Origin of the sequence: Legionella bononiensis, assembly GCF_016786215.1 — a bacterium.
Classification (GTDB): Bacteria; Pseudomonadota; Gammaproteobacteria; order Legionellales; family Legionellaceae; genus Legionella; species Legionella bononiensis.
In genome coordinates, this window is sequence record NZ_JADOBG010000010.1 from 226,742 (window position 1) to 247,119 (window position 20,378).

The following is a 20,378-nucleotide window of genomic DNA, read 5'->3' on the forward strand; positions in this document are numbered from 1 at the left end:
TGCAATGACAATTTTAGATGGACATGCGCTATCAATGCTTCTTCACATCATACAAGAACCACTTCTTGTGTTATCCGAAGAATATCGTGTCCTAGACATTAATCAAAGTGCAGAACACAAATTAAATATTAAGAAAACAAACATCTTAGGATCTTCATTAACTCAGATTTGTTCAATTCATGAGTTACAAAAATGTAGTTCTACCCAATTAAACCAAATAACCTTACAAATTAAGAATTATTCCTGTCTATGTTATGCAGTACTAGTCAAAACACTCAATAAAAAATCAGAAAGGTCTACGAGTAAACAGCCTCATGAGAATAAATTAGTACCTGCAGACAACATCAACAAAGTTACTTTTGATTTTTTAGACACCATCATCGCTGAAATTCCAGTCAGCGTCTATTGGATGAATAAAGATTATATTTATCTAGGGTGCAGCAACAGCATGGCAAAACTGCTTAATTTGCCTTCACGTCATGATATTGTGGGTAAAACTTATGCCGATTTATATGACAAAAAATCTGCTGCTTTTTATAAAAAATCTGATAAATCAGTTATAGAACACGGTATGTCATTAAGCTTGGAAGAACCTTTATATCAACCTGATGGAACAAAACTAATTTATATCTCAAAGAAAGTTCCATTATACGATGGTCATGGCAATATCATGGGAATGCTGGGCATTTCCACTGACATAACCGAACGAAAAAAAATGGAGCACGATCTGAAATTAGCAAAAGAAGCTGCTGAAGCAGCTGATCGCGCTAAAACAGAATTCATCGCCAATATGGGGCATGACATCCGTACACCACTTTCTGGTGTGATTGGAATGGCAGAACTTTTAGAAAACTCATTAGAAAATGAAGAACAAAAATTTGAAGCTCATATCATTCATGATAGTGGAGAAGAGCTTCTTTCCATGCTGAATGACATATTGGATGATATTAAAGCGGGTACCATCAACGACGGAGAGCCACACTTAGCACCATTTAATATTCATCAATGCGTTGATGATTTAATCAAATTGGAACGCCCTACTACCACTACAAAGCGTTTAGGACTTTTTGTGGAAATGGATGAAGCAGTTCCGCAAATAATTATTAGTGATCGTAAAAAAATTCAACGTATCCTTTTAAATTTATTAAGTAATGCCGTTAAATTTACTAAATCTGGCCATATAACCCTAACTATTAAGTGCGTGGAACGAAAAAAAGATAGAGTACAATTGCAGTTTAGTGTATCTGACACTGGAATTGGCATCCCCAAAGAACTACAAACCAAGGTATTTGAACGTTTTTATCGCTCCTCCCCTTCTTATAAAGGAATATACAAAGGATATGGATTAGGACTACACATTGCCAAAACCTACGTTGAGCAGTTAGGTGGACACATTACTGTAATCAGTCAAGAAGGAGTTGGCAGTACAGTTCAATTTGATTTGCCATGTCACATATCTCAAAACGAGACAGTACAACCATCAAAACATAATAAAAAACCTGCTTCCTCTTTATCAATTGATAAAATCGAGAACGCCAACACTCTATCCCCTCTTTGTTTATTAATAGAAGACAATCCAACAGCACTTGTTGTATTAGAATCACTAATAACTAAGGCAGGATGTCAATTTAAAACAGCAACAAATGGAGAAGAAGCTTTAAACCTAATTAAGTTACATCATTTCGACCTGATTATTACGGACATTGGATTGCCAGGAATTTCAGGTACTGAATTTTGTGCATTAACTCGCACTTGGGAGCAAACGCACAACCAGAGTTCTCAACCCATTATTGGATTAACAGGTCATGCCCGTGATGCAGCGTATGATGAATGTATTGCCTCAGGAATGAACGATGTATTTTCAAAGCCGGCAAATATAGAACTGATTCACTCGTTAATTAAAACTTATATAACTGACTCCTCATTACCCAAGACTGCTCGTTTAGATACAACGCCAAACTCAATAGGTATCGATCTCCCTGCGACTAAAGAAGAATTATTTCAAATAGATCAATTTGTCCTTTTTGACAGTGAGGAAGCTTTAAAAAATTGTGGAACTATCGATATTCTTAAAGAGATGTTGATCTTAATGACCTATGATCTTCCCGCTGATTTAATACAAATGAAAAAAGCATTTGAACTTAAAGATTATCCTTTGATTGAAAAGACAGCCCATAAAATCAAAGGTGGGGCAGTATATGTAGGTACAACTCGGTTGAAATACGCATGCCAATATGTTGAGAGATATTGGAAATCAGGACAACGTGAATTATTTGATTTACTCTTCCAGCAAGCAGTCAATACTATTGATGAAACCATCAAATATATTGAGGGTTGGCTGAGGACTGGTAAGTAGGAAATAACATTTTTCGACACGTTGATACCCAACTACAGATTATTATGTACTCACCCTGGTTGAAGGGTTAGAGTTGGTACGGGAGCTACAACCAAACAACCATCATCTTTGATATCAAAATGAAGTGCATCTTCTTCAATCAGATCAATAATTCTTGGCAAGTTCTCTCGATATGCAATTAACCGGAACGATAACGGGGTGGTACCCAAAAGAACATCTGAATCAATCGCTTTAGTCCATGCTTGCAGAGCCGCCATTTCAATTCGGGAAAAGATCTCAACAGTTCTGGTTACTGAATAGCCCATATCAAGCAAATTTAATAGAACTGTGGGTTTATAGGTTGGCGTAATTTTGATTGATTTTAATTGCTGTTCGAAAAAGTTTAATTTTTCTTGTTGTTCCTCATTGGTTAGTGAATTAAACCAACCCTGAATTTGCCCCCCTACTTCAGGCGTATTTTTACGCATTAATGCCCCAAGTGCCGCTAGATAATTATTAGACACTCCTAATTTGCTGGCGCGATTAGCCAGATAATTTTCAAGCACAGGATGATCAATATTCGTTAATAATTGATCCAATTCGTTTTTCAATGCAAAAATACAACCAGCAATTGGCTCTGTCAAAAAACTTGAACCAGCGGATTTAATATGTCCGTCAATACCCGCGATATTAATAATCCAGCGTGCAAACCAAAGATTCAATTTAGCCTGGTTGATTGACTTGCTTTCAATTCCTTCCTTAAGTGCGAAGAGCATATTGTGCCCACCCTCCATATCGAGCATATGTCGAGCATGGCAATTTTTATAGAAGACAAAAGAGAGTAATTCACGTGTAGGTTGATCCATTTGTCTACAGATTGGGAGCACTTCGGGACATTCAGCAACCAGATAACTAATAAATTGCTCACTATCAACAGGTAAATCCGCTTTCAAGGAAGTGGGCACACTTGCTTCCGCTTTATCAGATTTAGTAATAAAACAACTTGCAACCAGACATTGATAGTCAGACAAAGACAATGAGCTTATAAAATCGGATAATCGATTAAAACTCTCTTGAGTTAATTTGATATCATCTAATTGGAGACTCACAAATTGTTGCCAACATTGCCCTTGATCCTTAGCAATATCCAGTTCCCTTCTCAGCAAATGCAGACAATTTAAACGAGATAAAATACGTTTCACTTCTATATTAACGCGATCGGGCTTAGCCAGGCTATCAGACTGGCTGGTTATTACAGAGTTAGTCTGCAACCAAAGTAATTGTTCCATCATATCTGCATCAAGCATCAGTGCAGGATAATGTTCTTTACAATAGGACTTAATAATTTGATCCGCTGATGGATCTTGAGCAAATAAACCTAAAATGTGCTGAGATGAACTACTCATAAATAAATACCGATATTAATCATTTTTTTTAAATATTATTCTTAATGATTAAAAATGACAACGACTGAAAATTAATAACCACTATTCGATTTATTAATAAAGTACTCAATGGGTCAGACGCTGAGACGTCCCCTCAGAGTCTTAATAATCATTCACAAAATAGGTTCATAATCTAAATTTATGAAAATAGAATCAATAACAGATAACCAGCCTGCACTATAGCCTGTTCATTTACTTATGAAAAAATCCTGTGAATGACCCTTGCTCCTAATTCCTGATGATGCAATCCATAACTCAATATCTAAATGGCTAATTGTTTAAGCCCTTCCTCAATAATAGAAAGTCCTAGATTCAAATTGGATATATTCGTTGTTAACGGCATGTGAAGTCGAATTACGTTTCCATAGGTTCCACAGGTTAAAATCACTAATCCGTGTTCCAAACAGTATTTAGATAATTGTTCAGCAGCTTCTTTATTAGGTTCCTTGGTGTTTTTATCCTTCACTAATTCAATGGCCTGCATCACACCTAAACCACGAACATCACCGACCACTTTATATTTGTTTTTAAATCCAGCAAGTCGGGAATGAAGTATCTTTGCAAGATCGGCAACATTGTTCAGAATACTTCCTTCTTCAAAAATTTTAAATACTTCAAGAGCTGCGGCACAACTAAGAGGATTTTCTGCAAAGGTTCTCTCTACACAGATAGAGAGTTGTTTTTTGATATACAATAACCATCAAAAAATAATGGAATTTAAACGATACTGATGAGCACTGTCGATTAATTTCAACGACATATAGCTTCACCACGCAAAACTGTCCCACATCCCATCGTATCCCCCTACTAAGAACTATAATTAAATAAACACGACAAATTTTAAACGATCATCATGGTAACTGAATCCAATGAAACCTCGCGTGATTTATTTGATCAAGTGATAGCGGCAATCAAAGAAGAACATATAGCGCAACTAGCGACTTTACTTAATCAAGCGCGCACAGAACGATATAGTGATTTTTCAATCATGCAGGATGATGATGGTAACACTATTTTTCACCATCTGATCATGAGTGGGAATTTGGATTTGATGGAAGCATCGCTTTCATATGAAACCGGATTTAATGATTCGTATGATATTAAGAATAAAATGGGCAAAACGCCCTACGCTTGTATTGCTGACCTACCCGATGAAAAAGCTGAATTTAAAAGCATAGCCATCATGAACCTAGGTCCTTCTTGGAGACAAAGCCATATACTTGATCAGTTTCGTGATTACCTGAAAATACAGCACGACGATGATCCTGAACATTTCCAGAAAGATGATGTCTTGGCAATTCAAGCAGCACTAGCCCAAGGGAATTGTAATGGCTTTGCCGCTATTTGGCTCCAATGCTATCTGGATGGCAATGAAGATAAATACGTTGAAATATTCTCAGAAATTATTGAATGGGACAAATCAAAAGAAAGCTTATCGCCACCACTAAAGAGGAAGTTTGAGTTTGCGATTGGCTTAGCAAGAAGTTATCAGATGGGAGATGAAATAGCATGGGAGCATACTCAATTTGAGCGAGAATACCAAAATTGGAACATGCAGTCTCCTAGCCACAAGGCACAGAAGCTTTTTCTTTCAGCTGATAATTTTTTCACGAAACAGAAGCAATGGGATAAGATATGGAATAACAAGAAGTATAAAAGTGAGCAAAGCTATGCTAGTTATTTTGATGTGCCATCATTAGCTTTATTTTTAAAACAAATTTCAGATCAACCACAGCTCAATAGAAAAGGCATTAGCATCATCGGAGCCGCACATGCTGTAGCTGCTTGTATAAACAATCAGAAATTTATCTATTTTGATTCCAATGCAGAGATAAATATTATTGACAACAAAACTGTTCCTTCGAAAACGTTTGATCTATCGACTGATAATAATTGTTTGGATGCTGCGCGTGAAGTTTTTTCCTCTTTAAATTTCAAAGGTGAAGCGCTTGATAATCTGGAATTGCATTTAACATTATCCGTGTATGGTAAATCTGATGCGCACATTTCTTCATATCCTGATATTGAAGAAATAAAAGCCCAACTATTTTATAATGATGTTAAAGCTATGAACTTTTCTGATATTGATCCTTTTAAATTTATAAAGTTTTATGATTTATTAACTACTGTTCTTACAAAAGATGAGATGGGTGACATGGTCGACAAGGCAAGGTTTTCCCGTCATATGATTAATGAAATCAGGGATGACGGGAACAATTACACCCCCCTTTCAAGAGCAATTGAAGAATCAAATACAATCGTTATTGAGTTATTATTAAAAAGTGGCGCCAATCCTAAACAAATATTAGATGAGGATACTACACCCCTTAGTATTGCGGAAAATCTTGCTAAGAGAAGCAAGCAGAACCAAGAAATCGTGACCTTACTAAAATCATATGTGATGAATACAACAAAGAATATATCAGTTTCTAATAACAAATCATCATTCTATATTCACAAACAGACTAATGATGATACCCAAGTACCTATCGATCTAAAGAATAATACAAAGTAATAATGTCGGGGCCAAACCGGATCAAGCGAGATCTTGGAACCAGTCTCCTTCATTCTGAAAGCGAACGTACGAGTCAGGATGCCTTAGTTGTTGCAAATCAACTTCGATATTAAAAAAAATTTCGACTTCAAACAACATAATACATATTAAATCTGAACTCTTTTTTAAAATAATATTTCAACTCAATCATGAACACATTGAATGGCATGAGCAACCCTATCCTGAAATTATTGTTCTTGAAATGATCAACTTAAAAACCAGCGAAATGATGAATTATGACCACTTGTCAATTATTGCAAAAATCAATATCCGCAAGCAGTGCCGCCAATTTTTAATTGAAATGAATCTTGACTCTTATCGCAATAATGTTCCCTTCAGCTGTGTTCCTTATCGATTTACGGATCCATTTAACCAAGACCAGTGCCATACATACTAACTTATTGATTTTAAGTTGCATTTTGCAAAAAATAAATGCATTTGAGTAAGGGGGCAGCATGCTTAAGTCTGGGAGTTAAAGTAATCCGACTTTTTTAAGAAAATATATCATCAATCACCTTCTCAATTTCTCTTTAGTCATTAAAAAATTTTAATTTTTCAATAGAGTATTATTTTTTCGAAGGTTAAATCACTACAGCTTCTATAGTGGAATCATACTCCCCTCGTCAAAACTGCCATTAACCCTAATGTTGGAGGAGCAGTATCTTTTAACTATTTTTTAAAATTCTCTCTTATATATCATGATCCATTTATTAATTTCCTTCCATTAATTTAATAAATGTAATTTAACTGTGTATTATACTGAAAGAACTTGGCATCTTCAGCATTCTATCAAGGAGACGAGAATGAACATATTAATGGTACTGACCTCACATGATATGCTCGGCAAAACGGGCCGTAAAACAGGATTCTGGTTAGAGGAATTTGCTGCTCCTTATTTTATATTCAAAGATGCCGGTGTTGAACTCACGTTAGCCTCACCTAAAGGTGGGCAGCCTCCTATTGATCCAAAGAGTGATTTACCTGAAAATCAGACTCCGGCTATACAGCGATTCAAGCAAGACAAACGGGCCCAAAAAGAGCTATCCCAAACATTCAAACTTGCGAATGTGAAAGCAGAAGATTTTGATGCGCTATTCTATCCGGGGGGCCATGGTCCTTTGTGGGATCTTGCTGAAAGTGCTGAGTCAATCAGCTTAATTGAATCGTTTTATAATTCTGAAAAACCTGTTGCTTTAGTATGTCATGCCCCAGGAGTGCTGCGTCATGTCAATTATAAAGGGGCTCCTCTAGTCAAAGGAAAACGTGTGACCGGCTTCACCAACAGTGAAGAGGAAGAAGTACAGCTCACAGAAGTAGTTCCATTTCTCGTAGAAGATGAGTTGAAACGATTAGGGGGGCTATTCGAAAAAAAACCTAATTGGCAAAGTTTTGTTATCGTTGATGGCCATCTAATTACGGGGCAAAATCCCGCATCTTCAACTGCTGCCGCACAAGCATTAGTCAAGCTACTCTCGTAATCCGTATAATGTAGTAACTCTCTTGAATTGCAATACTCAAGAGAGTTTCTAATTAAAGACAGAGTTGAGAATTAATCAGACCTAATGGATCTGTCTAGGTAAAACTAACCCCGCCCTATTTTAATTTCTAAAAAAGTTGAAAAGAGAATTTTTTTTAATCCAGATGAGATTGTCTCACCACTGGCGAGACAATCTTATTTCTTATGCATCATCTGATAACAACTCGTGCAATTTTGATTGCAACAATTTTTTAACAAGAAGTTGAATTTGATACTCTTCTATCAATACAGTCGAATTTAAAGGTATAACAAACGGGGAGACTGTTTACCGTATTCTCTTATGCTGAAATTCAACATAAATCACACTTAGTACGAGTAAAGAAATAGGTTAATAATTTCATCGGTTTGCGGACCAATCGATCCGATCAAATTAAACTCTAAGACCTGTCGATTGACGCGTCAATAATAACAATGTTCAATCCTATTCAGACAATAAATTGAAGGACCTATGACATCAGGCTAGGGTATACTCTGAATACACATTTTATAATTGGCTGCACTTAAGAAATAAAAACTACGCTTCCGATTACAATCAAACTTAATAAATCGAGTTAAAATGGAAGAAAAAATTGAACCCGAGTATCTATTTATAGATATAAAACACCCATTGGTTTCTTGAGAGTTTATGGAGTTAAACATAAGGAATTTACATGATCACTTTATACTCGTACCCGCAACTATTCGGTTTACCAGATAATAATCCCTTCGGTTTAAAAGTGGATACTTTTTTACGATTAGCAAAAATCCCCTATCAACATGAGCATATTTTAGACACCAAAAATGCCCCACGTGGCCAATTACCGTATTTAATTGATGGTCAAGAAACCGTTACTGACAGTAATATGATAATTAGTTATTTGATTGAAAAATATAAAATTTCAATAGATAAAGCATTAACTAAGGAACAAAAACACACCCATTTTTTAATTACTAGAATGCTGGATAGTCATTTATATTGGGTAATTTCTTATTCGCGTTGGCAAGATGAACAATTTTGGCCCTTATTTAAGAACGAGTTTGTAAAACAATTGCAGGATATGCCAGAAAGCATACTTGATAATGCAAGAAGCTATAACATTGAGAAATATAATTACCAGGGTATCGGTCGCTACTCAAAGGAAGAAATTTATCAATCCGGGATTGATGACTTAAGCGTGATTCATGCCTTATTAGCGGACAATGATTTTATCTTTGGCAAAACAGTCCATAGTCTGGATGCTTGCTGTTATGGCTTCTTAGCAAATATTTATTATTTTGACATTAATACGCCGCTAAAAGAATTTATTGTGAAAAACGCTAAACTTGCTCGTTATATTAATAAGGTTCGCGAGTTATTAATGTATTAGCACAAAATAATGGTTCTATCGCAAAATGTACCACCCCTGATAGAGTTCTTATTTTGCAAATACGGACAACCATGCTCAATTTCAAGCAAGCTTAGGTCGGGCAATAAATTGCCCGACTAAAGCTCCTTGCTATCACTCTCCTCAATTTACTTTATACTCAATCTTTTCATAACCCAACCATAAAGGGTCTGACCCAAATAGTGTATTTATAAACAATAAGGTACTAGACAAAAGGCCTAATTATTACTCTAAGAAGCTCTTTTTGGACCCCAAAATAACGTGTAAGAACAAAAATCATGGTTCATTTTTAGATAATCCATTGTTTATTAATAAAAATTACCATAATTTCCAGTCAGACCCCTATCGCGACTACCCAGAAATACATTTAGCATACAGCAAGGCCTGGCCCTCTTGATGTTTGAGGCTCACAGACCCGTTCCATTTAAGGCGCGATCGTCTATATCATGATTACTATTTAGTCTATCCCAGAATAAAAAAAGTCCTCCATAATATCTTGAGGGTTTGAAATGGTGAGTTCTATGGTGGCAGGCTGATAATAAGGGCCAAGGTAATTTTGGTAGGCCTTTCTGATGAACATATGCACCCTGTTGCATGACCCAAGTTACAAAAACTAAGGTTTCAATAAGCCCCATGCCAAAAAGAACACTCGCGCCAAGTTGTATAAAGAGGTAGTAAGCACTTTCCTCCAGACCTACCATAGAGGCAGAATAATAAGTCAAGTCATTGTTATTTTTTAAGGTGTGATGATATTTATGCCAACGCCACAAAATACCATGTTCTACATAGCGATGCATCACATAAACAAATGCATCAAACAATAAAAGCCCACCAATAATGCTTAATATGCTGTTAAGTAATCCACCATTTCGTTCCCAAGCAAGCATTTGGTTGTATTGAGGAACCATCATAAAAAAAGTAGTTAACAGAACAATAGCAAGAATTGAAAATACAAAATGACGCAAATAAATTCGGTGTAACCGCTTGTTAAGTACTATATCAAGAAAAAATAAAATGAAAATATTAATCCCACTAGCGATAAGAAAATAATGCGGCATGATACGTCCTTAAATAAATCTACTTTCAATTTTCTAATTGATGCTGGCAACGAGATTGATTTTTGTTTTGTGAAATCAATCCAAACAATTTTACTAGATCCCTGGGCAATTAAAGTATCATTAAGCAATAAATCATGTCCAATATTTAAGATTGAATTGGCAATATGGCTTGTGAAGGTATTTAATTCCACAGTTACTGGATAAATCAATGGTTGAAAAAAGAAGCAATCTGCATGAATGACCACTGGGCCAGTATTTCCTATTAAATTTAAATCAATAGTTCTTAACCATTCGATGCGTGATTCTTGAACAATACTCAAAATAACGTACATTATTAACATACCCAATCCTACACTTAGGGGGAGGCAAAATGTATTTCTAGGAAGCAAAAGACAGTGCCTGACCTTCTTGATGTTGCTCAGGCTTGACAGAAATTTAATATTGTTTAATTAGATGGCTTTTAGGTCAAATCCCGACGAATTTCAGATCGATAATAATTTCTTAATAACTGAATGATAAAATAGCAGCACATTTCATCTAATTGTGAAATACATGAGTAAAAAAGCATACATTATTGGTATGGGACCAGCCGGTTTGGCTAGTGCACTGTCGTTGCTGAGCAGAGGATACTCTGTTGCCTTAATTGACAAAAGAACAGAAGAAGAGATTTTTTGTCGCAGACAAGGGGTCTTTTTGACTGAAGAGACCATTAGTGAATTTTTTGCTCTAACTCGATTGGGTACCAAAGGCTACTCTCTGGCCTTCGAGGATAACTTTAGCTGCCAATTAATTCGGCCTAATGATGCAGCTAGTCTTGAGATGAATGCGGAAGATCTACTGGATTTATCATTTTTTGAATTAATTGAAAAAGAGCATACTGTAATTCCTATTGGAGAACTACAACTCTATCAATACAACAAGTTAAAATGTATTTACACTCGGGGTAATTATACTTTTCATGAACAAGAAGAAGCTTATACCGTAACATTTGATCTTGAAAAACAACAACTTAGTTTTCATATGGGGGACGTTGACATTCTCAAGGTCGATGCAGAAAAACAAGAGTTAACTCTCAATATTAAGGGAGCATTAGAAACACATGGCTTTAAACTTCTGATTGATGCATCAGGTAAAACATCAAAATCATTTACTCAATTATGGAACAGACAAAATCCTAAGTTTGCAATCCAGTATTATCAACTAGAGAATCCTGAACACAATGCATTTGGTGTCATGTATCTATCAATCGAAAATGCACCGAAGACAATGCACGATTCAACTGTATTGAGTCCGCTCGAAAAATCTCGCTTCATCTCATTGGAACATCTTGATATGTTAACAAGTTTGGGCTGGAAATATGATCGTGCGCCACTAATATTTTTGAAATATTCAAGAGAATATAATACGGTTTACGTCACAGGTGAAATTCCTGAACGCATTCTTGAACGTTATAATGAAGAAGAGCTAAAAGGCTGGTTCGACCTGGTCATGCAATTGCTATTTGACGATAGAAATTTTAAAACCCATATCATTGAATCACCGTCAGCATTCAGTATGAATATTGAAATTGAAAGTAACTATTCAATACGACTACCATCAGGTGGAACTTACTGCCTGGTTGGTGATGCGCTAATGCCCGCTAATTTTTTATTAGGTTGTGGTATCAAAAATGCTTTAAATGACGCAGAAGAGTTATACAGTATGATTGAGAACAGATTTGCTGAAAGTGAATCGTATCGTGCTTCTCGAAGAAATAAATATCAAAAATTATGGTCCATTTTTAAGGAAATTATACCTTGTAAATTTGAAATGCTCGAACTGATGCACCGAGTGCGTGAGGAGAAAGATTTGATGGATCAACTATTGAATGAGTTACACCATATAAGAGCATGGCAGCATCCGCAAGAACAGGATTTGAAAAGAAGTGAGAACAAATTGCTCAGCTCTATGACAATGTTCGAAACACCTGCGTCAAGCAGTATGTTAGCAGAATCCAGTGCCCCAAAAAGCTCTTCTGATTTCATGTATAAATCCAATTGCCCTTAGACAGCGCTCCCCGTTTGCTCTAATGATTCTTATGGCTCAAATGTATGGATTGCAATACATACGCAGGAAACCATCCAGCAGCAATTTCTCCGAAATGTACACAAGATAATAGAAGAAGCAGAAATGGATTTATGATCAAATTAAGTCAGGAGCAATGAGCAAGAATGTTGGGTCGCGACACAACCCACTAAAAATATTTAAAATCAATAGGTTATATGATGTAGGCAGCGGGAATCGAACCCGCGAAATAATTATTTAATTTATTGAAAATATTGGATTTTATTTAAATTAATACGTTATTGGGCACAGTTTGGGTATATTTTTTATGAAAATCCTAAATATTTTAGTTTCTATTATTGAATACTATGAATACTATAATTAGACCTACCATATAACTTATAGAATGACCTGGTTGTTTTTTACGTCACTGTAAGGGTCCTGTGGAAGAACCCCTATTAGTGAACTTCATTTGCAGGCTAGAAATCAACATCGCGGTGATGATGATGTTGATGATAATCAACCCCGTGTAAACTAATCCCACCGCGTAAGAAGTGTCCAAAAGACCGTCTTACGTTCCCTCCCGTTCCTCCATTACATAAAGTGTGGCATATGGTTCCCTTTGCATGAATAAAAATGGTTCATATTTTCTTAATATTTAACATGTAAAATACTCCGACATTACAGATTTGTACAAAAAATATTTGGACGAATTATGCCATATGATGATTTTTTTTCTGATTTTCCACCCGAAAATACCCAGGATTTATTTGACACGCTAATACCCCCCCTGGATTGGCCTGATGCAGGTGAACCACTGGTTGGGGCAGACAATACCGCATTATCGGATGATCCAGAGCAAACCGCGCCTGTCTGTTTATCAAATACAACAGCCATGGATTCGCTGCCAGACAATCTGGAAGATGATACCGAGGCGCCTGATCCTCTTTTTTTTCTGGATTTGGAACAAAGCCTGTTATTGCCTTTGCCTGACAGAACTCCAACGTCTCCAGAGTATGAGGTCAATAATAGCACCCAATTGCCAGACGTATTTGTTGCTCCAAGGCCCAGACAAAAGCGGGAACCAGGACAAAATGTGTCCAGACCAATTTCAACCAAACCAGAAAAGCAGTTTATTTGGACTGAATGTGTATTTACTCAGCGTGGGAAGCGGGCTCGTGGAAGCGAGGAAGCGTCGGATTCCAGTTCTTTTGCAAGCAGTTCCAGCGCACCTAAAAATCAGCGCACAGCTTCAGGAAAAAACACTATTTCATATGTTCGAAACGATGCATGTACCTCCACATATTCTGCGGACACTGCTCATCAATACTCTTCTTTTCCCCCAAGCCTCCCATCATTGGGAGTTAATAATGTCTTTTCAAATGTTGTCTTACAACCAGACGCGCCGGTTATTTTGGACGGTCAGCAGAAACTGACTCATGCCCCGATTGATAGGGTTGTTATCTCTGACAGGTCTCCCGAAGTTTTCATTTTACCCCCGGTCACGACGCTCCTGGGTGCAAGTCCCCCCACATTAAATGGGCCAATTTTGAGCAGATATGTGCGATCGCTGGATGATGTGGATAGGTGCACGGCACAACCCGACACGTTGAGCCAACGATGTGAAGAAAGTGTTGCTTCAGAAGAGGTATGGGTTGCGTCCCGTACTTTCAATATGTTTAGCATGTCAGAGAAAAAAAGAATGGCTCTGATTCAGAACCTGGCAAAGTATAACATAAGCGAAAAAACCTACCTTAAGGCATGTGCCAATTTGAGTGCGCTGGGTTACAGCACGGCAGAAATCAGGAAATTGGTTCCTGGCCTCGGCTGGCTAACAACCGTTAATAATTTGGTTAACAAGCATGAACTTATTATGGGACTTATCAAGAGGGACGGATTAAGTCATAAAGATCTAATCAAAGTCTGCACCTGCGAAGACGGCAACCAAAATCTTGATGGATTGGTACATTATTATGCGGAACTCAAAGTACTTGGCTATCCGCCTCAGAGTATCATGGAGATGGTATCGCGTACTAATGGCGCGGAACATTTGGACATGGTACGCAAAAACCATAATACGCTTATTGATTACCGCTTTAAAATTGCAGAAATTGTGGGAATGGCATCTCGTGATGATGGACTAGAAATCATACCAGCCCTAATAGACAGCTATCAGATTCTTGAGGAAGGTGGGTTGAATAATCGAGATATTATCCAAATAGCATGTGTTCAGGACGGCGCGCGCAAATTGAGAATTGTTAAAGAGTTTTTCAGTAGAGTGCCCAGTGTCATGATAGCAACCGGGATAATAAAAGAAATTGTTACCACAACACCCATTAAAAATATTTTGCAGAATCTCATAAGGAAACAGGAACAGATGGAAAGTAAGGAGGCTCAAACCATTCTGCGCTCCGTTCAACCTTTAGAGAGGCTGGTTAATGCCAAAGATGACACCCGGGCAGCATGTGCTGTTTCGAGCCCTGTTAGCGTGTCTGTCAGTATGTCTGATTTTGTTGTTGAGTCTGCTGGTTCTAGCTCATCCAGACCACCCCGCAGGCCTGTTGATAAGCCCGTCGAAAGAGAGGCAACCTGGACAGATCAAACATACAGGAAGTGTGGTTTTCATCAAGATGCCTATAAATTATATCGCGCTGTTTTGATATCGCTGGGCTATGAAGAAGGGAGTATTAACTCAATATTTCTGGGCGCTGGTAAGCATGGAGCTGTTGACGCGTTGATTGCAATGCATGATACCCTGATAAATCTTGTCAAGAAGAATGGTTTAGACCATAAGGATCTGGCCCTGGTCTCTGCTTGTCCAGATGGCGCGCAAAATCTTATGGCATTGATGAAACATTACACAACGCTTAGAAGTCAGGGCTACTCAAACAGGGACATTATCGGCGTGCTCTCTCATCGTAACGGTGCAGTCAATTTGGAACGCGTACGTGCAAAACATGATGAGCTGGTAAGCCTCGGGTTTAAAACAGCAGACATTATCTCCATGGCTTCTCATCATTGTGGTGCCCGTAGACTGGAAATTATTGCAGAGTTTTTCAAAAAAGCGCCCGATATTAAAATACCAAACAGGCGAATTGCAGAATTGGTCGCTAATAATCCAACAGAGAAGCTTTTTCAAGCTCTTGAAACAGAACATGCCCATTCGCCGAATGAGATTGTTATTCTATCTTCTTCCCAGGTATCTGACACAGGCTCTGCGATGCCACGGCAAAGCTCTGGAAGCTCTGTATCCAGTTCTCTTCTTGCGGGGCAAAGCAGCTTTTTCCGTTCGCAGCCTTCTGTTTCTGGATCATCGACGGTGGAGCCTGGGAATAGGAATGAGCCCGATATGAATTTATTTGATAGAATTGGCTAACAATTGTGAGATTTGTAGCCTGTGACCTGGACTCCATTGTCAGAACCATGTAATTTACATTACCTGAAAATTTAGCCAGCTTACAGGAGGAACTGTACGTAAGTTTTTTGCAGGGTTATGGTTTTTATCCACATCAGTTCATTCGAACTGTGTTATCTATAATCAGGAAATACCCTTGGAGAGGCCTCTTGATGATGCGCTATACCGCTTGTTAAGTGAAACAGAACATTGCCTATTAACACCAACGGCCTTGAAATCGCTTATAGTCAATCAGGCTTTAACAGAACACACCTTTGGGTTTTCCGTATTTTCAGCCCAAACGGGTAATGGCATCCAATTTGAGTTTAATATTAAACCGATATGCCTCAAATATCGTCTTCTTTGCCCTTGGTTTTGTATAGAGAATAAAATGAATTGCGACTTAGATTGGCGAAAATATATTGTAATGCACTGATAATTAATATATTTAATACATCATTGCCAGTTTGGGCTGAATATGCAGAAAAACCCTAGAAAGTGATTCGCTCCAGGGGTTCTTTGCAGGAAGTTACGAAATTTCCAATAATACCATGTCATACAACGTCAATATTGTTTCTGGACGCCTAACCCACAACGACCATTTTTGAGGGTTCTTCCAAAGCACCCGAACGGAAAATCGTTAAGATCTGGATATCACGATTACTAGACTTAGTGGAAAAATAAGGCGGGTGAATTCAACTCGCTAATGCAACACATTTCTTACCATTATTTCCTACATTCATACACAAGACTAGAATCACTTTCATCAGGTTTGCTAAGTCTATCAAAAGCTTTAATCATTTTAACTTCTCTGAAACCTACTTCTTTAAGCATATCAGTCAAAACTAAAGGATCATCATAAACTCGAACATTAAATATCTCAATTTCAGTTTGTATGATCTGTCCTTTATCTACCAGCTCATATCTATCTATAGAGTAACAAACATTGTCTTCGTATTTTGTAAGGCGATTAACCAGAATAAAATTACCATCCGGCTTGTGACATACGATACCCCTCCAAACTCCAAGTTGATCAGGCACTATTTTGGATGTTTCTACTTCAAATAATAAAGTCCCATCATTATTTAAATGATCATAAAAAACCTTCAATGATTTTTTTACTGAGTCAAAATTAATAATGTGTCCAAATGAGCCGCTGGGAATAAAAATTAGGTTATATTTTTGTGTTCTATTTAAATCCTCAACAAATCCCTGCCATACTTCTGGCTTAAGATGTTGTAATTTTGCCTTGGCATGTAGGGCGTCAAGCATATGAGCACTGGCATCAAATCCTATAACTTCGAAATTTTCTTTAAGAAGCGGAAGTAAAAACCGACCTGAACCACACATAGGCTCCATAACAACACCACCAGCATTATCCACATATTCACGATAAAATGCATAAGCATCTTCTGGTGGTTCAGGTCTTATTAAATCATAAAACTGTGTGCATAAATTAAGGTAGCTATTCAGCTTATGTTGATTCATCAATTCATTTCCAAATTTCCTTTGATAATCTCATTAGGTGTAAAGTAATTTAGAGATTTTCTAGGCCTTGAGTTTAATTTATTCATTATAACAAGTAGCGTATTATCAGTCACTGAAACCAAGCTTGAACTCTTTGCCACATACTGACGAACTAGACCATTGGTATTTTCATTCAAACCACGCTCCCACGACGAATATGGGTGAGCAAAATAAAACTCTGCTTCTAATTGTTTAGATATTTGTTGGTGATAGGCGAATTCACTGCCATTATCGGCGGTAATTGTTAGGACTGGTTTGCGATGGCCTTTTAGAACATCTATAGTTGCTTGTGTAACATTTGCTGCAGTTTTTTTGTTAACTTTTTTTAAGAGTGTAAATTTACTTTTTCGCTCTACAATAGAAACGATAGCTTGCTTATGATTTTTACCGATAATAGTATCTATTTCCCAATCTCCTATACGTTGCTTTTTATCTACAATAGAAGGTCGTTCATTAATAAATCGTCGATTTCTAATCGCACCTTGACGTTTGGGACCTCCATATCGTTTTCTATATTTTTTATGCTGATGCCTTAAGTGTTTATATAAAGCACCACCCTGCTTTTTATTCTTCAAAATAAACTGGTAAATCCATTCGTGGCTTAAGCTGAATATAGAACAACGTTTAGCATACCCACTTATTTGCTCGGGACTCCATTCATCTTGTATTTTTTCGATAACAAACACTTTTATTGGCTCGGTAAATTTAATGAACTTAGGCTTTGCCTTTTTGCGTTGCTCAGCGAAAGACTGTGCATAATCAGCTTTATAATCCCAATAACCTAACCGGGTTCGAACAAATGTAATATTTCGATTTAATTCTCGAGAAATAGTAGACTTATGCACTCCTACTTCATCAGCTATCTTTTGTTGCGAGAAACCAGCTTTCCACAAGGCTTGAATCTTACACCGTTTTAGATAATCTAAGCGTTTATATCCCATAGCTTCAACTCCTGTACAAAATCAGCAAAGGATTTTATCTTATCTTAACTGATTGTTTTATATACAAAAGTTGCGTTAACGAGTTGAATTCGCCGCGGACTTACCCACTAGAACTGAGAATCACAGGGATCAGACCTAGTAGAATCCAACAAGTATATTATCATCAGTCCTACTTCCTCCAGTAAAAGAATTTAATTAAGGAATTTAAGTAGATTTAGCTCTTTGAATACTTTCAACTAGTTTATATACTGTTGTGCTACCGAGGGTTTTGGGCCAATCTGTACATGGTGGATTATCACGATTTTTTCCACGACGAATGGCATCATCTATACTTCCAATATTTTTTATTCGATTAATATCAACACCTTTATCATAATCTGGTAAATAATTATTTAATCGAACCATGCAATCACTTGCAGATTTTATATTATTTCCATCTTCAAAATGTAAAATCAACCAATATTCAAAATTTGGGTTACTTAGTGCAAAACCAAAATTCACTGATTTTTTTGACCAATTAAATAACTCTGATAATTGCTGATCTGTCCAACTATCTTTATCTACTACTAACCAAGCTTCATCTGTTATTTTACAATCTTCTTCTTTAAGACATTTTTCCATTTGTTTCAATACATATTGTGGGGAACTATGTTTAGGCTTTTGAAAAATTAATTTAATTATTGAATTCTTATCTTGAAATGAAGAAAAATATTGTAATTCTGTTTTAGAACCCTCTGCCACTATAATATATAATTTTCTATATGGGCGAATTCCTCCATATCTCGTAAAAATTCTTCGTTTTTGGGACATTAATCATGTCCTCCTTGATATTCATTTTTACAAATTAATATTTCCTCACGGATACGTGGCACCCCACCAAATCGACCCTGGAGATAGCTTTTTCGAATATCTTTGTCAAAACGAATATCTTTATATTCACTAAATGAGATTAAATCAGATGAACCGGAAGAATCTCTTTCAGCTATCCACATTTCATCACGTCTTAATAATTTTTGATCCATCAATAATACATCATGTGTCGTAAATAATAATTGATGTCTAGTGGTAGCAGAACAATTTCCCAAGTAAAGCTCTAGTAATTTTTTGGTAAGTAAGGTATGTAAACTTCTATCTACCTCATCAATAATAAAAACCTTTTTAGATAAAGGAGAAGATAACTCAAGAAAAGCAGGTAATAAATCAATTACTCGTTGAGATCCATCTGATTCTTGGCGAATATCAAATTTAACTTCTGTACCATCAGCTTTAGAATGATAGGTCACTAACTTTTTAACCAGAAGTTCTCCATTTTTTCTAGTGACAACTAATTGCTCTTTATTGGGGGCATTTACACGAACAGTCATACCCTCTTTGATTTTTTCTTGGAGCTTTAATTTTAATACTTCCGGCAAAGAAATGTTATCAAAATGAATATCCTCTCCTCCAAGATGCGAAATTCCAGTATCTAGTTTTGGTAAAAGTTCATTCATTGTCATATAGAGGGGATGACTTTCATCTAAAAATTGCTCAAACAGGCCGAATCGTGTATCTGGGGCAACTAGTTCAAGGGTATCTTTGAACCAATTATAAATTGGTTTAAAGTTATCAACCTTTTGTGATACAGAGTTAGTTAAGAAAAGCTGATTTTCTCTAGTACCTTGGAATGCAAATTTTAAAAACTGATCATCTTCTAACGATTCATCAAAATTTGGCTTGTCATCTAGTCTATTATATAGAATGGTTTCAGAGTTGCCTTTAATCAGAACTAATTTTTCCTCTAAGACTAATTTACTTGTAACAGCAAAACTGTATTCATAAATTAAATCACCTATAAGCAATTCAAAATTAAAACGCGCGGGTAGCTCTTTACCTTTAACATTTAAAAGAAAAGTTTCAACGGGTATTAAACCATCAGGTTGTGTCCCATTAACAACTAATGACTTAACAAAACTAATCGCCCTAAAAAAATTCGTTTTACCAGATGCATTTCCGCCATAAATAGCGGCAATAGGAAGTACTTTTATATTATATTTTTCAATCTTTGGAACTCGCTCATTATGTTGGCGTTCTTTACCGGCAACCATAGTAAAGGTAACGTTATTACCGAAAGACATCCAATTCTCTAATGAAAATCTAATTAACATAATATATAACCTAATGTGAAATTTTCACCTAATACA

13 protein-coding genes and 1 pseudogene are annotated in these 20,378 nt (G+C 36.6%); 7 read left to right on the forward strand and 7 right to left on the reverse strand.

Features of this window, described 5'->3' with window-relative positions; all coding sequences use genetic code 11:
* The first annotated feature begins 4 nt into the window (after positions 1 to 4).
* Complete coding sequence (locus IZU94_RS06270; protein WP_203109050.1) at positions 5 to 2,356, forward strand: ATP-binding protein; 2,352 nt, start codon at positions 5 to 7, stop codon at positions 2,354 to 2,356.
* A 50-nt stretch (positions 2,357 to 2,406) separates the two neighbouring features.
* On the opposite strand, the gene IZU94_RS06275 is transcribed toward IZU94_RS06270, so the two are convergent.
* Both IZU94_RS06275 and IZU94_RS06280 read right to left on the reverse strand, forming a co-directional pair.
* A complete protein-coding gene (locus tag IZU94_RS06275) occupies positions 2,407 to 3,741 on the reverse strand; it encodes a hypothetical protein (protein WP_203109052.1) in 1,335 nt (444 codons plus the stop codon).
* Positions 3,742 to 4,042: 301 nt separating this feature from the next.
* A pseudogene (locus tag IZU94_RS06280) lies at positions 4,043 to 4,435 on the reverse strand (aminotransferase class III-fold pyridoxal phosphate-dependent enzyme); the annotation flags it as partial.
* Between the two features lie 198 nt (positions 4,436 to 4,633).
* On the opposite strand from IZU94_RS06280, the gene IZU94_RS06285 reads away from it, so the two are divergent.
* From IZU94_RS06285 to IZU94_RS06295, 3 genes are all read left to right on the forward strand, one after another.
* A complete protein-coding gene (locus IZU94_RS06285; protein ID WP_203109053.1) occupies positions 4,634 to 6,295 on the forward strand; it encodes a hypothetical protein in 1,662 nt (553 codons plus the stop codon).
* A gap of 842 nt (positions 6,296 to 7,137) precedes the next feature.
* Positions 7,138 to 7,812 (forward strand): type 1 glutamine amidotransferase domain-containing protein, encoded by a 675-nt coding sequence (locus IZU94_RS06290; RefSeq protein WP_203109056.1) that lies wholly within the window; start codon positions 7,138 to 7,140, stop codon positions 7,810 to 7,812.
* A 709-nt stretch (positions 7,813 to 8,521) separates the two neighbouring features.
* Positions 8,522 to 9,217 carry a glutathione S-transferase C-terminal domain-containing protein gene (locus IZU94_RS06295; protein ID WP_203109058.1) on the forward strand — a complete coding sequence of 232 codons (696 nt, stop codon included), beginning with the start codon at positions 8,522 to 8,524 and terminating at the stop codon, positions 9,215 to 9,217.
* Positions 9,218 to 9,642: 425 nt separating this feature from the next.
* On the opposite strand, the gene IZU94_RS06300 is transcribed toward IZU94_RS06295, so the two are convergent.
* Entirely contained in the window at positions 9,643 to 10,293 is a 651-nt protein-coding gene (locus IZU94_RS06300) for a sterol desaturase family protein (protein WP_203109060.1), read from the reverse strand.
* A 552-nt stretch (positions 10,294 to 10,845) separates the two neighbouring features.
* Here IZU94_RS06300 and IZU94_RS06310 point away from each other — a divergent pair.
* The 3 genes from IZU94_RS06310 to IZU94_RS06320 all read left to right on the forward strand — a co-directional run bounded on the left by IZU94_RS06310 (position 10,846) and on the right by IZU94_RS06320 (position 16,166).
* Positions 10,846 to 12,339, forward strand: coding sequence for a hypothetical protein (locus IZU94_RS06310; protein WP_304600807.1), 1,494 nt, complete (start codon positions 10,846 to 10,848; stop codon positions 12,337 to 12,339).
* Between the two features lie 712 nt (positions 12,340 to 13,051).
* Positions 13,052 to 15,712, forward strand: coding sequence for a hypothetical protein (locus tag IZU94_RS06315; RefSeq protein WP_203109064.1), 2,661 nt, complete (start codon positions 13,052 to 13,054; stop codon positions 15,710 to 15,712).
* Between the two features lie 175 nt (positions 15,713 to 15,887).
* Positions 15,888 to 16,166: a hypothetical protein gene (locus IZU94_RS06320; protein ID WP_203109066.1), complete on the forward strand. Its 279-nt coding sequence runs from the start codon at positions 15,888 to 15,890 to the stop codon at positions 16,164 to 16,166.
* Positions 16,167 to 16,456: 290 nt separating this feature from the next.
* Here IZU94_RS06320 and IZU94_RS06325 read toward each other — a convergent pair whose 3' ends face one another.
* The 4 genes from IZU94_RS06325 to IZU94_RS06340 form a co-directional block, all read right to left on the reverse strand.
* Positions 16,457 to 17,218, reverse strand: coding sequence for a class I SAM-dependent methyltransferase (locus tag IZU94_RS06325; protein WP_203109068.1), 762 nt, complete (start codon positions 17,216 to 17,218; stop codon positions 16,457 to 16,459).
* Entirely contained in the window at positions 17,218 to 18,198 is a 981-nt protein-coding gene (locus IZU94_RS06330; protein WP_203109070.1) for an IS30 family transposase, read from the reverse strand. The genes IZU94_RS06325 and IZU94_RS06330 overlap by 1 nt, the downstream gene beginning before the upstream one ends.
* 204 nt (positions 18,199 to 18,402) lie before the next feature.
* Positions 18,403 to 19,008 (reverse strand): RloB family protein, encoded by a 606-nt coding sequence (locus tag IZU94_RS06335; RefSeq protein WP_203109072.1) that lies wholly within the window; start codon positions 19,006 to 19,008, stop codon positions 18,403 to 18,405.
* A complete protein-coding gene (locus IZU94_RS06340) occupies positions 19,008 to 20,342 on the reverse strand; it encodes an AAA family ATPase (RefSeq protein WP_203109074.1) in 1,335 nt (444 codons plus the stop codon). The genes IZU94_RS06335 and IZU94_RS06340 overlap by 1 nt, the downstream gene beginning before the upstream one ends.
* Positions 20,343 to 20,378 lie beyond the last annotated feature (36 nt).

Excerpts from the sequence above, each read along its gene's own strand:
- IZU94_RS06270 (WP_203109050.1), top strand. The coding sequence starts at position 5 with ATGACAATTTTAGATGGACATGCGCTATCAATGCTTCTTCACATCATA.
- IZU94_RS06315 (WP_203109064.1), top strand. The coding sequence starts at position 13,052 with ATGCCATATGATGATTTTTTTTCTGATTTTCCACCCGAAAATACCCAG.
- IZU94_RS06290 (WP_203109056.1), top strand. The coding sequence starts at position 7,138 with ATGAACATATTAATGGTACTGACCTCACATGATATGCTCGGCAAAACG.
- IZU94_RS06335 (WP_203109072.1), bottom strand. The coding sequence starts at position 19,008 with ATGTCCCAAAAACGAAGAATTTTTACGAGATATGGAGGAATTCGCCCA.
- IZU94_RS06285 (WP_203109053.1), top strand. The coding sequence starts at position 4,634 with ATGGTAACTGAATCCAATGAAACCTCGCGTGATTTATTTGATCAAGTG.
- IZU94_RS06330 (WP_203109070.1), bottom strand. The coding sequence starts at position 18,198 with ATGGGATATAAACGCTTAGATTATCTAAAACGGTGTAAGATTCAAGCC.
- IZU94_RS06300 (WP_203109060.1), bottom strand. The coding sequence starts at position 10,293 with ATGCCGCATTATTTTCTTATCGCTAGTGGGATTAATATTTTCATTTTA.
- IZU94_RS06295 (WP_203109058.1), top strand. The coding sequence starts at position 8,522 with ATGATCACTTTATACTCGTACCCGCAACTATTCGGTTTACCAGATAAT.
- IZU94_RS06325 (WP_203109068.1), bottom strand. The coding sequence starts at position 17,218 with ATGAATCAACATAAGCTGAATAGCTACCTTAATTTATGCACACAGTTT.
- IZU94_RS06310 (WP_304600807.1), top strand. The coding sequence starts at position 10,846 with ATGAGTAAAAAAGCATACATTATTGGTATGGGACCAGCCGGTTTGGCT.
- IZU94_RS06275 (WP_203109052.1), bottom strand. The coding sequence starts at position 3,741 with ATGAGTAGTTCATCTCAGCACATTTTAGGTTTATTTGCTCAAGATCCA.
- IZU94_RS06340 (WP_203109074.1), bottom strand. The coding sequence starts at position 20,342 with ATGTTAATTAGATTTTCATTAGAGAATTGGATGTCTTTCGGTAATAAC.